We start from the raw sequence: 13,797 nt of genomic DNA, 5'->3' as shown, positions 1-13,797 counted from the left end.
AGACGCCGCCATGAACATGACCTTCCTTCAGGAACTGCTCAACAACATCACCCAGCGCGACGCCCTGCGCTGGCGGCGTTCGGACGGCGACGACGCCCCCAACCCGGACGCGCTGGTCGAGGCCTGCCGCGCCCTGCTCGAGAGCGACGGCGAGGCCTCGAGCATCACCCTGGCCAGCCGCGCCCTGGCCATGTACGCCCGGCTCGACGCCGACCCGCGCAGGCACTTCTTCATGCGCCTGGCCGAGGAGTTCGCCGCCGACCCCGAGCGCATCGACGAAAGCTACGCCGCCTATCGCGAGACCCGCGACAACGCCTCGCTGGAGGCGCTGTTCGAGGCCTGCGAGCCGAAGCGCCAGGAGCTGTTCCGGCGCCTCAACCTGGCCCCCGAGGGCACCTACCAGCTGGTGCGCATGCGCGAGCAGCTGCTGGCCCTGCGCCGCGAGCATCCCGAGCTCGCGGCCATCGACGCCGACTTCGCCCACCTGTTCGGCTCCTGGTTCAACCGCGGTTTCCTGATGCTCAAGCGCATCGACTGGAACACCCCGGCCTCGATCCTGGAGAAGATCATCCGCTACGAGGCGGTGCACGAGATCCAGGACTGGAACGACCTGCGCCGCCGGCTCGACGCCCGCGACCGGCGCTGCTTCGCCTTCTTCCATCCGGCCACCGGCGACGAGCCGCTGATCTTCGTCGAGGTGGCGCTGTGCAAGGGGCTGCCGGAGCGCATCCAGCCGATCCTGGCCGGCGATCACGACGACAAGGGCCACGTGGAGGAACCCGAGGACGCCGACAGCGCCGCCTTCTTCGGCATCAGCAACTGCCAGGTGGGGCTGCGCGGCATCTCGTTCGGCAACTTCCTGATCAAGCAGGTGGTGCAGGAGCTCAAGCAGGAACTGCCGCAGCTCAAGCACTTCGTCACGCTCTCGCCGGTGCCGGGCTTCGCCCAGTGGCTGGCCGAGCGCCAGGACGACACCACCCTGCCGGAATCCACCCGCGAGGCGCTGGCCGAGCTCCAGGCGCCCGGCTGGCACGAAGACGCCGAGCGGGCCGAGGCGCTCAGGGCCATCGTGCGCCCGCTGGCCGCCCGCTACCTGGCCGAGGAGAAGAACCCCAGGGGCCTGCCGCTCAACCCGGTGGCCCGCTTCCACCTGGGCAACGGCGCCGAGCTGCATCGCATCAACTGGCTCGGCGATACCTCGGCCAAGGGCCTCGAGCAGGCCGCCGGGCTGATGGTCAACTACCTCTACGTGCTCAACGACATCGAGCGCAATCACGAGAACTACACCGCCAACGCCACCGTGGCGCGTTCCGGCGAGGTCAAGGACCTCGTGCGCAAGGCCCGCAAGGCGCAAGGCAAGGGAGACACCGCCAGATGACCGATAACAACAACCTGTTCAAGACCTTCGCCGCCCGCATGCAGGCCCGCGGCGACGCCGACTTCATCACCACCCGCGACGGCCGCCGCTACTCCCACGCCGACGCCCTGGCCGAGAGCGCCAGGCTGGCCGGCGCCCTGGTCGCGCTCGGCGTCTCGCCCGGCGACCGGGTCGCGGTGCAGGTCGAAAAGAGCCCCGAGGCGATCCTGCTCTACCTGGCCACGCTGCGCGCCGGGGCGGTCTACCTGCCGCTCAACACCGGCTACACCGGGGACGAGATCCGCTACTTCCTGAGCGACGCCGAACCGGCGCTGTTCGTGTGCCGCCCGGCAGTGCTCGAGGAAGCCCGCGCGCTGGCCGCCGAGACCGGCTGCCCGGCGGTCGAGACCCTCGGCACCGCCGCCGACGGTTCGCTGATGGAGCGCGCCGCGGCAGCCACGGCCTTCGACGACGCCGTGCCGCGCACGGACGACGACCTGGCGGCGATCCTCTACACCTCCGGCACCACCGGGCGCTCCAAGGGCGCGATGCTCACCCACCGCAACCTCGGCTCCAACGCCGCGGCGCTGGTCGAGGCCTGGCGCTTCACCCCCGAGGACCGGCTGATCCACGCGCTGCCGATCTTCCACACCCACGGCCTGTTCGTGGCCTGCAACGTCACCCTGATGGCCGGCTCAAGCCTGCTGTTCCTGCCGAAGTTCGACGCCGACGTGATCTTCGAGGAGCTGCCCCGCGGCACCGTGATGATGGGCGTGCCGACCTTCTACACCCGGCTGGTAGCCGACGATCGCCTCACCCCCGAGGTCACCGCCAACATGCGCCTGTTCGTCTCCGGCTCGGCGCCGCTGACCGCCGAGACCCACGAGCTGTTCGCCGAGAAGACCGGCCACGCCATCCTCGAGCGCTACGGCATGACCGAGACCAACATGAACCTCTCCAACCCCTACGACGGCGACCGCCGCGCCGGCACCGTGGGCATGCCGCTGCCCGGGGTGGAGATCCGCATCGTCGACCGTGACGGCGGCAAGGAGGTCGCCGACGGCGAGATCGGCATCCTCCAGGTGCGCGGCCCCAACGTCTTCCTCGGCTACTGGCGCAAGCCCGAAAAAACGAAGGAAGAGCTGCTCGAGGACGGCTTCTTCATCACCGGCGACCTGGTCACCCGCGACGCGCGCGGCTACGTGCAGATCGTCGGCCGCGACAAGGACCTGGTGATCTCCGGCGGCTACAACGTCTACCCCAAGGAGGTGGAGCAGGTCATCGACGAGATGGACGAGGTGCTGGAATCCGCCGTGATCGGCCTGCCCCATCCGGACTTCGGCGAAGGCGTCACCGCGACGGTGGTGTGCCAGCCCGGCGCCCGGCTCGAGGAGGCCCAGGTGATCGCCCACCTGCAGGGCCGGCTGGCCAAGTACAAGCAGCCCAAGCGGGTGTTCTTCATCGACGCCCTGCCGCGCAACACCATGGGCAAGGTGCAGAAGAACGCGCTGCGCCAGCGCTTCGACGCCACCTATCGCTAGGCCTGCGAGGCGGGCGACACCCCGCCAACACGCACACGACGGCACCGCCATGGCGGTGCCGTCGTCGTGGTGGCGGATGAGGCACCGTCGCGGTCGCGGGTCCGTGCAACCCTGCCGACGACTCAGCTGTCAGGATACAAGTCAACACGAAAGGGCTACTCCCGACGAACCGAGCCTATTACCCCATGAAAGGCGCATCCTTTCATTTCGGACTTCCCAAACGCGGCTCTTGTTATCCAGCCATGCTGAATCAAATCATTAGCAGCATCTCACTCGGCGAAAAAGACGTTGAGCACATGATCAAGATGTATTTCCATCGCTCTGCGCGCCAAAACCGGGTCGCGCTCTTCAATGGCGCGCACGATCCTCTCGTGATCTCCCTGCGAATGCTGGGCCATGTCGGTCTCCATAAACAGATCCTGTAGGCGACGGAACATGACGCCGTAGTGATGCCCCAATAGATGTTTGATCAACAACGCATAAGCAGAATTACCCGAGGCCTCGGCAATTCGGATGTGTAATAACCGATCACCGGCAATATTTCCGCCACCATGTTTATTGTCTTCGATATTGCGCGCCAATGCCTGGCGAATGGCCGCGAGGTCATCCTCATTGGCATTTTTCGCCGCAAGTGCAGCAGTTTCCGGCTCAAGGTAGCGTCGGGCCTGAAGAAGTGAAAAGGGTGGAATCTCCTCTTCAAGATTGATTTGAATCTCACTAGCAAAATCGGGGTCCAGGGCCCAGGGCTCCTTACGTGCCGCCGCCTGCATGACCGAGCCCGACGGCATAGCATCGACTTCCTTGACCAGTACCCCATGCCCCACACGCACCTCGACGAGGCCCACAACTTCCAGGGCGATCAGCGCCTCACGCACCGATGCTCGACTGACGCCCATCTGCTGGGCTAGATCTCGCTCTGGGGGTAACAGTGTCCCCGGGGGGAACTCACCGTCACTGATAAGTTGTTGCAACTGATCGGCTATTTGCCGGTACAGACGCTGTGAACGAATGGTTTGAATCGGCATCGCGTCGTCTCTCCGCACCGCGTTGCGACTAAAGTTGATGGCAATTGACTTGCCGCCGAGACATAGCCCAGTAGATGATGGCCTGACCATTGGTCAGGCCTCTGGATCTTCGAATAGCTAACCGAGGTATGTTCCCACGTTCAGCAGGGATTCGCCACACTATGAGCCTTCAACACAAGACCGCACTGGTCACAGCGGCCGGACAGGGCATCGGCCGAGCCACGGCGGAACGCTTTCTCGCCGAAGGAGCCAATGTCATCGCTACCGACATTGACCCCGGCTTGCTCGACGATCTCGAAGGTGCCTGGGTACATCGGCTAGACGTCAACCAGCACACTGACATCGCGACGCTGGCCGGTAAGTACGGCGGTATCGATATCCTGTTCAACTGCGCCGGTATGGTGCCAGGCGGCTCGATACTGGAGTGCAACGATGCCACCTGGGAGCGCAGCTTCGCCCTCAACGTGACAGCCATATTCCATATGATTCAGGAATTTCTCCCGGGCATGCTGGCGCGCGGTGGCGGCAGCATCATCAACATGGCCTCACTGGCATCGAGCATCAAGGGCGTGCCCAACCGCTTCGCCTACGGCACCACCAAGGCCGCTGTCATTGGCTTGACCAAGTCGGTAGCTGCCGACTACATGACGCAAGGCATTCGCTGCAACGCTATCTGCCCTGGCACCGTCGAATCGCCCTCTCTGCATCAACGCATCGAGGCCCAGGCCCGGCAGCAGGGGCGCGACAAGGCAGAGGTATTCCAAGACTTCATCGACCGCCAACCGATGGCTCGACTGGGGCGTCCAGAGGAAGTCGCCGCGCTTGCAACCTTCCTGGCCTCAGACGAGGCGGCGTTTATCACCGGTACTGCGCAGCTAATCGACGGTGGCTGGGCCAATTGAGCTCGTAGCCATATTCGACTCACCCACGGACCTCACAAAGGACATCGCATGAAACTGCTACGCTTCGGCCCCCCGGGCCAGGAAAAACCCGGTCTGCTGGACGCCAACGGAAAAATTCGCGACCTCTCGTCGCTGATCAAGGATGTCGCCGGCGAGTCCCTCGACGACGTCACACTGGCCAGCGTCGCGCAAGCGGATCACGAGAGCCTGCCAGAAGTTCCCGAGGGAACGCGCTTGGGGCCGTGCGTGGGTCAGGTCGGCAAGTTCATCTGCATCGGCCTCAACTACTCCGACCATGCAGCAGAGACCGGTGCCGAGGTCCCACTAGAACCCGTGGTCTTCAACAAGTGGACCAGCGCCATCTGTGGCCCCAACGATGACGTGGAAATACCACGCGACTCACAAAAGACCGATTGGGAAGTCGAGCTGGGCGTCATCATCGGTAAGGGTGGGCGCTACATCAACGAGGCCAATGCATTGGATCACGTCGCCGGCTATTGCGTGGTCAACGATGTCTCCGAGCGGGAATTCCAGCTCGAGCGCAGCGGAAGCTGGGACAAGGGCAAGGGGTGCGACACTTTCGGCCCGCTTGGCCCCTGGCTGGTCACCCGCGACGAGATCGCCGACCCCCAATCACTCGACATGTGGCTGGACGTCGACGGCAAGCGCTATCAGAGCGGTAACAGTCGCACCATGGTCTATCAGATTTCCTACTTGGTCGCGTATCTGAGCCGCTTCATGAGCCTGCAACCCGGCGATGTCATTTCCACCGGCACGCCACCGGGCGTAGGCGCGGGTCAGAGTCCGCAGGTCTTCCTCAAACCAGGCCAACGCATGCGCCTCGGAATCGAGGGGCTGGGCGAACAACACCAGCTTGTCGTGCAGGCCTGACCTCTCACAGAAACAGATAGAACGTCGTCTTTACGACCTATGTCTATGGGCGATAAGCCGCTCACAACTTGAGCCCACAGCCCCGCTGGGGCATGTTAAATGCCAATTGGCCTGACCTCTGGACTAAATGACCTTTTCTATTGGTCGGTCCATTTAACCGATAAAGGATATAATCATGCGTGCGCTTGTCTGCACTCAGCCCCACTCTCTGGAACTGCGCGAGATCCCCGAGCCCCGGTGCGCCCCGGGCGAGGCCATGATCAGAGTGCGGCGCGTCGGTATCTGTGGCACTGATATTCACGCCTATGGTGGCAACCAACCCTATTTCGAGTACCCCCGAGTACTGGGCCATGAGCTGTCAGGCGATATCGTGGCGACAGGTGAGGGAGTCGACAGCGAGCTAATCGGCCAGAGTGCATATGTCATTCCCTACCTACATTGCGGGGAATGTCGCGCCTGCCGCCAGGGCAAAACCAATTGCTGCCAGAACATGCAGGTAGTCGGAGTGCACCGCGATGGCGGCATGGCCGAATACCTCAGTGTACCCGCCGATCACTTGGTGACCTCTGACACCCTCGAGCCCGAATCCCTGGCACTGATCGAGTGTCTGGCGATCGGCGCACACGCCGTGCGCCGGGCAGCTGTCGAGGCCGAAGAGCTGGCAGTAGTGGTTGGCGCCGGCCCGATCGGAATGGGCATCCTTCAGATTGCCAAAAGCCGGGGCGCACGCACCGTGGTAGTCGACACCAACCATGAACGCCTGGCCTTCTGCCGCGACACCCTCGGTGCCGATTGCGTTCTTCATGCCCTAGACGACAACGTGGAAGAACAGCTTCTGGCACTCAACAGCGGTGCGCTGGCCGATGTGGTCTTCGACGCTACTGGCAATCCCAAGGCGATGAATCGTGGATTCGACTTCGCAGGTCACGGCGCCCGCTACGTGCTGGTCAGCGTGGTCAAGGCCGACATCGCCTTCCATGATCCGGATTTCCACAAGAAGGAACTGAGCCTGCTGGGCAGTCGCAATGCCACAAGAGAGGACTTCGAGACAGTGGCACGCCTCATGGCCGAAGGCAGACTGCAATCCACGGCCATGATCACCCACACAGGCGCCTTCGACGCACTGCCCGAGCTGATGCCCGCCTGGTGCCAGCCTGAAAGCGGTGTGATCAAGGCCATGGTGGAGCTAGATACCACGTCGCGGAAGGGGCACTCATGAACCGGACCATCGTGTCGGATACCACCCAACGCCCTTGTCTGCGCGTGCACGCCGACGACAACGTGCTGGTCGCACTGCGTGACCTGGCGGCCGGCATGGATATCGAAGACAGTGGGCAGAGCGTCACACTCTCCGAGACCGTGCGGCACAAGCACAAGTTTACGCTTCACGCCATGCGGCCCGGCGATCTCGTCGTGATGTATGGCGTAACCGTAGGACGCGTCGTCCAACCCATCGCCGAGGGGAGCGCCATCACCACGGCCAACGTCGAACACTCCACCGCCGACGCCGCCCCCCAAGATCACCGCGAGCACTGGGACGCTCCAGACGTCAGCGCGTTCACCGGGCAGACCTTCGATGGCTACCATCGCCCAGATGGTCGTGTGGGCACCGCCAACCATTGGCTGGTCGTCCCCCTGGTGTTCTGCGAGAACCGCAACATCGAAGTCCTGCGCCAATGTGTCGAGGATGCCATCGGCGACGATCCCTATCGGGACTACAAGCACATGGCCCGCAGCATGCTTCACGGCAACACGCAGGCGGCACCGGAACCGACAACCGACGCCCCCCTATTCCCGAATGTCGATGGCGTGCGCTTTTTGACCCACACGCTTGGCTGCGGCGGCACCGACGACGATGCCCAGGCGCTGTGCCAGCTACTTGCCGGCTACATCTGTCATCCAAACGTGGCCGGCGCCACAGTCCTCAGCCTGGGATGCCAGAAGGCCCAGATCGAGATGCTCAAGGAGGCGGTGGCCCAGCGCGACCCCGAGAACCTGCGCCCTGTGCACTACTTCGAGCAGCAGGCCACTGACACAGAACCCGAGCTGATTCGTCAGGCGCTGGGCAGCATTTTCGACGGCCTAAAAGCCGCCAATGCCGTCGAAAGGGGCCCAGCTCCACTTTCTGAACTTACCATCGGCGTGGAATGCGGCGGCTCCGACGGTTTCTCCGGCCTCTCGGCCAACCCGCTGGTCGGCGCTGTCATCGACCGCATGGCGGCGCTAGGTGGCAGCGGCATCCTCAGCGAGTTCCCAGAGCTGTGCGGTGTTGAGCACGAACTGGTGGCGCGTTGCCGCGATGAAGCCACAGCGTTGCGCTTTCAGCAGCTCATGGAGGCCTACCAGCGCCACGCCGCCTCGGTGGGCGCACACTTTTCCATGAACCCCTCGCCAGGCAACATTCGTGACGGTCTGATCACTGACGCCATGAAGTCTGCCGGCGCGGCCAAGAAAGGTGGCGACAGCCCCATCGTCGACGTGCTGGACTACACCGAGCCCCAGGTGCGCAAGGGCCTCAACCTGCTCTGCTCGCCGGGTAACGACGTCGAGTCAACGACCGCCCTCGTTGGATCCGGCGCCAACTTGGTGATGTTCACCACCGGCCTAGGTACCCCCACCGGCAACCCCATCACGCCGGTCTTGAAGCTCGCCAGCAACAGCGAGCTAGCAACGCGCATGAACGATGTCATCGACTTCGACGCAGGCCCCATCATTCGTGGCGAGGCAGATATCGCCGAACTCGCCGACGAACTTCTGCGCCTTTGTATCGACACTGCCTCGGGGCGTTATCGCACCAAGGCCATGCGTCTCTCGCAGCTCGATTTCATACCCTGGAAGCGCGGAGTTTCCCTGTGACAACGCCAACGCTAGCCAAGGCCGGTATCGTGCAATTCGGCACCAGCCGCTTTCTGCTGGGCCACGTGGCCGCTTTCGTGCATACCTCGCTGGAGGCCGGACATACACTTGATGACATCCTCGTGGTACAGACTTCCTCGCGCGAGGCCGGCAAGCAAAAAGCTCGCGATCTAGACACGCACCGGCAGTATCCGCTGGCGATTCGCGGTCGTCGCGGAGGTCGCGACATCGACGTCCGTGAGACCATCACCAGTGTTACCGGCTGCTGGATCGCCGACGAACAGTGGGAAGCGCTGGAAAGGCATGTCGTCGAGCACGCCCGCTTCATAGTGTCCAACACCGGTGACAGCGGCTACCGCGTCGATGACGACAGCGCCTTGGCAGACGTGCCAACAAGCTTTCCCGGCAAGCTTGCCAAGCTGCTGCATGCACGCTACTCCGCGGGGCGCAAGGGGCTGACCGTGCTGCCCTGCGAGCTGGTCAGCCGCAATGGCGAGCAGCTCCTGACCCTGGTCCGGGAACTGGCGCAGCGCGACTACTCCGATGTCGGCTTCGATACCTGGCTGACGACAAGCTGTCTTTGGGTCAACACCCTCGTCGACCGCATCGTCTCGGCGGCGTTGGAACCAGTTGGAGCTGTCGCCGAACCATATGCGCTCTGGGCCATCGAGGACCAGGCCGGCCTAGAACTGCCCTGCCAGCACCCTGATGTACAGCGCGTGACGTCCCTGGCCCCCTACGAGATGCGCAAGCTGCACATCCTGAACCTGGCACACACTTATCTCGTTCATCGCTGGCAATGTGAGCCGCAATCGAGTATTCGCTTCGTGCGGGAAGCCATGGACGTCCCTGCATGGGTAGCAGAACTACGCCAAGTACTCGACGAAGAAGTACTACCTACCCTCGCAGAACACATCAGCCTGTTCTCTCTAGAGGCCTATCGCGACGACACGCTAGAACGGTTCGCCAACCCTTATCTCGACCACGCCCTGCAGGACATCGCTCAACACCATGCCACGAAGTGCCAGCGACGTCTGCAACCCGTGGTCGAATCAGCGCGCCGACAAGGCATCGCCACGCCGCGACTCGATGAAGCCATATCGAGCGCACAATCCACGACGCATTCCCGATAACCCTACCTCAAGATCGACAATAACTAAGGAGCACGACAATGCGTTTCAAGAAACTCAATCTTATTGCCACCAGCCTATCCATCGCCGGCCTCAGCGGCTTGAACTTCGCCCAGGCTGCCACAGAAATCCGTGTCGCCTACGGCAACCAGCCGGGCGAGCCGGTCGATGTCGCCGTCAAGGAATGGGCCGAAAACGTCGAACAGGCCAGCGATGGCGAACTCACTCTCAGCACCTTCCCTGCCAGCCAGCTCGGCTCCGAGACAGATGTCATGGAACAAGCTCGTTTCGGCTCACCAATCATCACGATCACGGCCTACAGTAACTTCATGAGCTCGATTCCCGATCTGTCGGTACTGGACGCTCCCTACCTCGCTGACAGCTTCGACGACAAGCTTCAAGTCTTCGACTCCGAGTGGTTCGCCGAGCAGAGTCAGAAGGTCGAAGAAGCCGGTTATCACATCGTCATTCCCAATGCTGTATATGGCACGCGTCACCTGCTCTCTCGCGAGCCCGCCACCACACCCGAGGAACTCGAGGGTGTAAAGATCCGCGTTCAGAACTCGCCAATGTACGTCGAGGCAATGCGGTCCATGGGCGCCACGCCAACTCCCATGTCCTTGGGCGACGTCTACCCGGCACTGGCCCAGGGCATGGTCGACGGGGTCGAGAATCCGACTCCAGTCCTGTTCGGCGGTAAGTTTCAAGAAGTCGTCCAGCATCTCAATCTGACCGGCCACATGAATACCGTCGCGCCGTTCGTCACAGGCAAGTCTTTCTGGGAACAGCTCAGCGAGGAAGAGCGGAACATCCTGTCCGAAACGGGGCAAGACATGGCAGTGCATCTGCGTGAACTTGTCGAACAGGAAAGTGAAGTCGCCCTAGAGAAACTCCAAGATGCCGGCGTCGAGATCCACGAAGTAGATACACAGCCGTTTCGCGAACGCGCCGCGGAGCAAGTGCCCGCCGCTTTCCCGCAGTGGAGCGATGACCTGTACGGGAAGATTCGTCAGATTATCAACGGGTAACCATTGAACTATCACCGGCACCAAACGGTGGTGTCGGTACTCGTATCACGCACGGCAACGCCTGCGTTGCCGTGCCCGAGGAGCCTCAAATGAAACGCGTATTCCATTGGATCGACCGCATCATGCGTCTCGATGAAGTACTGGCCAGCGCGGCGCTCTTCGCGATATTTCTCGTCGCCATCGGCAACATATTCATGCGTTATCTCTTCGATACACCACTGGCCTGGACCGAGGAGGTCCTGCAACTACTCATGGTATGGGCTACCTTCCTTGGCGCCAGCGCCCTGGTAAGACGCAACGGGCATGTGGTCATCGGCATGCTATCTGACAACCTTCCTGCGTCTCTCGCCCTCTGGAACGACCGCCTCTTCAACGTTGGCATGATCTTGATCGCTGCCATAGTGCTCGGTTATTGGGGGCTTCAACTTCTGCCCTATTCCAATTTTCGCAGCACCCCTATGCTGCAGATTCCGTACATGTGGATCCACGTCGCAATCCCGGTCAGTGCTGTTGTCATGGCCTACCACTGCATCGTCCGCCTGACGCGCACTACTTAAAGGATACTCACAATGGCAGTAGGTATAGCACTCGCAGCACTGTTGCTTTTTTTTGTGCTGGGCACCCCCGTCGCCTTCGCACTTTTCCTGTCGACATTTCTGTATTTCCTGGTCGGCGCTGACCAACCCACCATGCTTCTCATTCAGCGCCTAGCCGGGGGGCTGGAGTCCATTTCTCTGCTGGCGATCCCATTTTTCATCATGGCGGGAGTGTTCATGAACTACTCCGGCATCACCGACCGGCTGCTGAAACTGGCCGAGCTCATGACCCGGCGCTTGCATGGCGGACTGGCTCAGGCCAACGTGCTGCTAAGCACCTTCATGGGCGGGCTCTCCGGCTCCAACATCGCCGATGCCGCCATGAATGCCAAGCTGATCGTGCCCAGCATGACGGCGAGCGGCTATCCCAAGCCTTTTTCAAGCTCCATAACCGCCGCCTCCTCACTCGTGACCTCAACCATTCCTCCAGGGATCGCGCTGATCGTCTACGGCTACGTCAACAACGTGTCGATCGGCCGCTTGTTCCTGGCCGGAGTGGTGCCCGGAATTCTGATGGCGGCATGCATGATGCTTCTGGTATCACGCCAATGCATTCGGCGGGGCTACCAGCCGCCACGTAAGGAACGTGTCTCACGGCGTGAATGGATCAGCGTGACACGTGCAGGCATTATCGCCTTACTCTTGCCGGTCGTGGTCATCGGTGGCATTCGCGTCGGCGTATTCACGCCAACCGAAGCCGGCGCCATGGCCGTGCTATACGCTCTGATCGTGGGGATGTTCGTCTACAAGGAAATGAACGTGGGCAACGTCGCCATGGCTACGCGAGAATCGCTATTTGCCTCGGTTAATGTACTGTTCATCATCGCCGTGGCATCGGGATTCGCTCGCTTTCTAACCTGGGAGCACATCCCCCAGGACATCGCCATGCTGCTCTCGTCCCAAGTAGGCAGCGCGGTAGCTTTCCTGCTACTCGCCAATATCATCCTGCTAGCGTTGGGAATGTTCCTGGAAGGCAACGCCATTCTCATCGTGCTATCTCCCCTGCTTGCCCCCGTGGCGGCCCAGTTCGGCATTGACCCGGTACATTTCGGCATCATCTTCATCCTCAACGCATCCATTGGCACGATCACTCCCCCCTTAGGTACAGTAATGTTCACCACCTGCAGCATTACTGGCGTCAAGGTGCCCGACTTCATACGTGCCATCATGCCCTACTGGCTATTACTGGTCGGCCTGCTCCTAGTCGTAACCTTCGTGCCGGCCGTTACCCTCGCGCTTCCCAACTCGGTCTTTTAAGCTCAAGGAAGCACACGTGGTACCTCTCGACTGCACACACTATTTATCAGCAGACCTGACAGGGAAGTTCCGTTGAGCCATATCTGGTGAGGTGCATGATCCATAGCCTGAACACTTCTTCCAGGACGTGATGGTCTGGCAGAGCTCAACCACCTGGAAACAGCCTGGCATCACTCGCCAGTGATATCTCACCCTCCCGACACACGACGGCACCGCCATGGCGGTGCCGTCATGTGTCGGGAGGGTGACAGCGCCTACACCGGCAGATGCAGGATGGCGCCGCGCAGGGCCGAGGCGTCGGCCCACAGCTTGCCGAGGGTCAGCGGCAGGGTGAAGCGCCGCCGGCCGGCGCCGCCGGGATTGAACAGCAGCCGGCCGTCGCGCCATGCGTTCCGGGCCTTGTGGGAGTGGCCGTGGAGCACGGCGGCGCAGGGCGTCTCGACAGCGAAGTCGGCGATGTCGTGCACCAGGTGCAGGCGCCAGCCGTTGACCGTGAGATCGCGATGCCAGGGCAGCCGCTCGGCCCAGCCCGCGGTGTCGACGTTGCCGCGCACGGCGAGCACCGGGGCCAGCTCGCCCAGCCGCGCGAGGATCGCCGCATCGCGGTCCCGGCTGCCCACGTCACCGAGATGCAGGATCAGCCCGCAGCCCTCGAGCATCGTCAGCGCCTCGTCGCGCAGCGTGCCGTGGGTGTCGGCGATCACACCGATCGGGGCGTCGAGCACGAAGCGCTCGTGATCCATGGAGAGCCTCCCTTCAGGTCGTTTCCAGCGCGGCATACCAGTCCGAATAGGGCGTGTTCTCGACCTTGCACTGGGTGTAGTCCGGCGCGCCGTCTTGCCACCACACCGGCCCGCGTTCGCCCAGCGCCCGCTTGGCCTCGTCGACCCGAGCGCGAGCCTCGCGCTCGGCCTGCGGGTCGTGGGCACGCTTCGCCTGGGCCACGCCGCGTCGGGCCCGCATCAGTTGCCGCACCCACGCCTCACGCTGCGCCTCGGGCAGTTCGGGATTCGTGCAGCGCCACAGGCGGCCGCGGACCACGATATAGCGTCCGTCCGGCGTGGTCAGCGGCGTCGATGAGCTCATGGTGTAAGGTGCCTCCCGGCCAGATGCGTGTTCGGGACTTGCCAGGCAAGGCCGGCATGCCTTCTCGACTCGTGCCCGCCGCGGAGGTTCATCCGGCCCTCGGCCCGCTTCATGCTCCCGGCGTTTTG

The 13,797-nt window shown here is 62.5% G+C and carries 13 protein-coding genes; 10 read left to right on the top strand and 3 right to left on the bottom strand.

Annotated features, from left to right (window positions below; translation table 11 throughout):
• Positions 1-10: 10 nt before the first annotated feature.
• Together ACGTNF_RS08665 and ACGTNF_RS08660 are read left to right on the top strand one after the other, a co-directional pair.
• Positions 11-1,378: a malonyl-CoA decarboxylase gene (locus ACGTNF_RS08665; protein WP_394601347.1), complete on the top strand. Its 1,368-nt coding sequence runs from the start codon at positions 11-13 to the stop codon at positions 1,376-1,378.
• Positions 1,375-2,898, top strand: a complete 1,524-nt coding sequence (locus tag ACGTNF_RS08660) for a malonate--CoA ligase (protein WP_394601346.1) — start codon at positions 1,375-1,377, stop codon at positions 2,896-2,898. The genes ACGTNF_RS08665 and ACGTNF_RS08660 overlap by 4 nt, the downstream gene beginning before the upstream one ends.
• 269 nt (positions 2,899-3,167) lie before the next feature.
• Here the strand turns inward: ACGTNF_RS08660 and ACGTNF_RS08655 are convergent, their stop codons facing one another.
• Positions 3,168-3,923 carry a FadR/GntR family transcriptional regulator gene (locus ACGTNF_RS08655; protein ID WP_394601345.1) on the bottom strand — a complete coding sequence of 252 codons (756 nt, stop codon included), beginning with the start codon at positions 3,921-3,923 and terminating at the stop codon, positions 3,168-3,170.
• Between the two features lie 161 nt (positions 3,924-4,084).
• Between ACGTNF_RS08655 and ACGTNF_RS08650 the strand changes: the two genes are divergently transcribed.
• The 8 genes from ACGTNF_RS08650 (at position 4,085) to ACGTNF_RS08615 (ending at position 12,583) form a co-directional block, all read left to right on the top strand.
• Positions 4,085-4,825 carry an SDR family oxidoreductase gene (locus ACGTNF_RS08650; protein ID WP_394601344.1) on the top strand — a complete coding sequence of 247 codons (741 nt, stop codon included), beginning with the start codon at positions 4,085-4,087 and terminating at the stop codon, positions 4,823-4,825.
• Positions 4,826-4,873: 48 nt separating this feature from the next.
• On the top strand, positions 4,874-5,716 hold the full coding sequence (locus ACGTNF_RS08645; protein ID WP_394601343.1) for a fumarylacetoacetate hydrolase family protein: 843 nt from the start codon (positions 4,874-4,876) through the stop codon (positions 5,714-5,716).
• A gap of 175 nt (positions 5,717-5,891) precedes the next feature.
• Positions 5,892-6,935, top strand: a complete 1,044-nt coding sequence (locus tag ACGTNF_RS08640; protein WP_394601342.1) for a zinc-binding alcohol dehydrogenase family protein — start codon at positions 5,892-5,894, stop codon at positions 6,933-6,935.
• Entirely contained in the window at positions 6,932-8,572 is a 1,641-nt protein-coding gene (locus ACGTNF_RS08635) for a UxaA family hydrolase (protein WP_394601341.1), read from the top strand. The genes ACGTNF_RS08640 and ACGTNF_RS08635 overlap by 4 nt, the downstream gene beginning before the upstream one ends.
• Before the next feature lie 29 nt (positions 8,573-8,601).
• The gene (locus ACGTNF_RS08630; protein WP_394601340.1) at positions 8,602-9,705 is read left to right on the top strand and encodes a mannitol dehydrogenase family protein; all 1,104 of its coding nucleotides are present in this window, start codon (positions 8,602-8,604) and stop codon (positions 9,703-9,705) included.
• Positions 9,706-9,743: 38 nt separating this feature from the next.
• Positions 9,744-10,730: a C4-dicarboxylate TRAP transporter substrate-binding protein gene (locus tag ACGTNF_RS08625; RefSeq protein ID WP_394601339.1), complete on the top strand. Its 987-nt coding sequence runs from the start codon at positions 9,744-9,746 to the stop codon at positions 10,728-10,730.
• Between the two features lie 89 nt (positions 10,731-10,819).
• Complete coding sequence (locus ACGTNF_RS08620) at positions 10,820-11,287, top strand: TRAP transporter small permease (protein WP_394601338.1); 468 nt, start codon at positions 10,820-10,822, stop codon at positions 11,285-11,287.
• A 12-nt stretch (positions 11,288-11,299) separates the two neighbouring features.
• Positions 11,300-12,583: a TRAP transporter large permease gene (locus ACGTNF_RS08615; protein WP_394601337.1), complete on the top strand. Its 1,284-nt coding sequence runs from the start codon at positions 11,300-11,302 to the stop codon at positions 12,581-12,583.
• A 254-nt stretch (positions 12,584-12,837) separates the two neighbouring features.
• Here the strand turns inward: ACGTNF_RS08615 and ACGTNF_RS08610 are convergent, their stop codons facing one another.
• Both ACGTNF_RS08610 and ACGTNF_RS08605 read right to left on the bottom strand, forming a co-directional pair.
• Positions 12,838-13,326 (bottom strand): metallophosphoesterase family protein, encoded by a 489-nt coding sequence (locus tag ACGTNF_RS08610; RefSeq protein WP_394601336.1) that lies wholly within the window; start codon positions 13,324-13,326, stop codon positions 12,838-12,840.
• Between the two features lie 13 nt (positions 13,327-13,339).
• Positions 13,340-13,669, bottom strand: coding sequence for a hypothetical protein (locus tag ACGTNF_RS08605; RefSeq protein ID WP_394601335.1), 330 nt, complete (start codon positions 13,667-13,669; stop codon positions 13,340-13,342).
• Positions 13,670-13,797: the final 128 nt, after the last annotated feature.

Source organism: Halomonas sp. B23F22_10 (genome assembly GCF_043496975.1).
GTDB lineage: Bacteria > Pseudomonadota > Gammaproteobacteria > Pseudomonadales > Halomonadaceae > Halomonas > Halomonas smyrnensis.
The sequence above is the reverse complement of the archived record's forward strand: the minus strand, read 5'-3'. Positions and strand labels throughout refer to the sequence as shown.

What these genes read in the sequence shown, in the direction of transcription:
- ACGTNF_RS08645 (WP_394601343.1), top strand. Translation starts at nt 4,874, where the DNA reads ATGAAACTGCTACGCTTCGGCCCCCCGGGCCAGGAAAAACCCGGTCTG.
- ACGTNF_RS08660 (WP_394601346.1), top strand. Translation starts at nt 1,375, where the DNA reads ATGACCGATAACAACAACCTGTTCAAGACCTTCGCCGCCCGCATGCAG.
- ACGTNF_RS08655 (WP_394601345.1), bottom strand. Translation starts at nt 3,923, where the DNA reads ATGCCGATTCAAACCATTCGTTCACAGCGTCTGTACCGGCAAATAGCC.
- ACGTNF_RS08650 (WP_394601344.1), top strand. Translation starts at nt 4,085, where the DNA reads ATGAGCCTTCAACACAAGACCGCACTGGTCACAGCGGCCGGACAGGGC.
- ACGTNF_RS08610 (WP_394601336.1), bottom strand. Translation starts at nt 13,326, where the DNA reads ATGGATCACGAGCGCTTCGTGCTCGACGCCCCGATCGGTGTGATCGCC.
- ACGTNF_RS08620 (WP_394601338.1), top strand. Translation starts at nt 10,820, where the DNA reads ATGAAACGCGTATTCCATTGGATCGACCGCATCATGCGTCTCGATGAA.
- ACGTNF_RS08605 (WP_394601335.1), bottom strand. Translation starts at nt 13,669, where the DNA reads ATGAGCTCATCGACGCCGCTGACCACGCCGGACGGACGCTATATCGTG.
- ACGTNF_RS08665 (WP_394601347.1), top strand. Translation starts at nt 11, where the DNA reads ATGAACATGACCTTCCTTCAGGAACTGCTCAACAACATCACCCAGCGC.
- ACGTNF_RS08635 (WP_394601341.1), top strand. Translation starts at nt 6,932, where the DNA reads ATGAACCGGACCATCGTGTCGGATACCACCCAACGCCCTTGTCTGCGC.
- ACGTNF_RS08640 (WP_394601342.1), top strand. Translation starts at nt 5,892, where the DNA reads ATGCGTGCGCTTGTCTGCACTCAGCCCCACTCTCTGGAACTGCGCGAG.
- ACGTNF_RS08615 (WP_394601337.1), top strand. Translation starts at nt 11,300, where the DNA reads ATGGCAGTAGGTATAGCACTCGCAGCACTGTTGCTTTTTTTTGTGCTG.
- ACGTNF_RS08625 (WP_394601339.1), top strand. Translation starts at nt 9,744, where the DNA reads ATGCGTTTCAAGAAACTCAATCTTATTGCCACCAGCCTATCCATCGCC.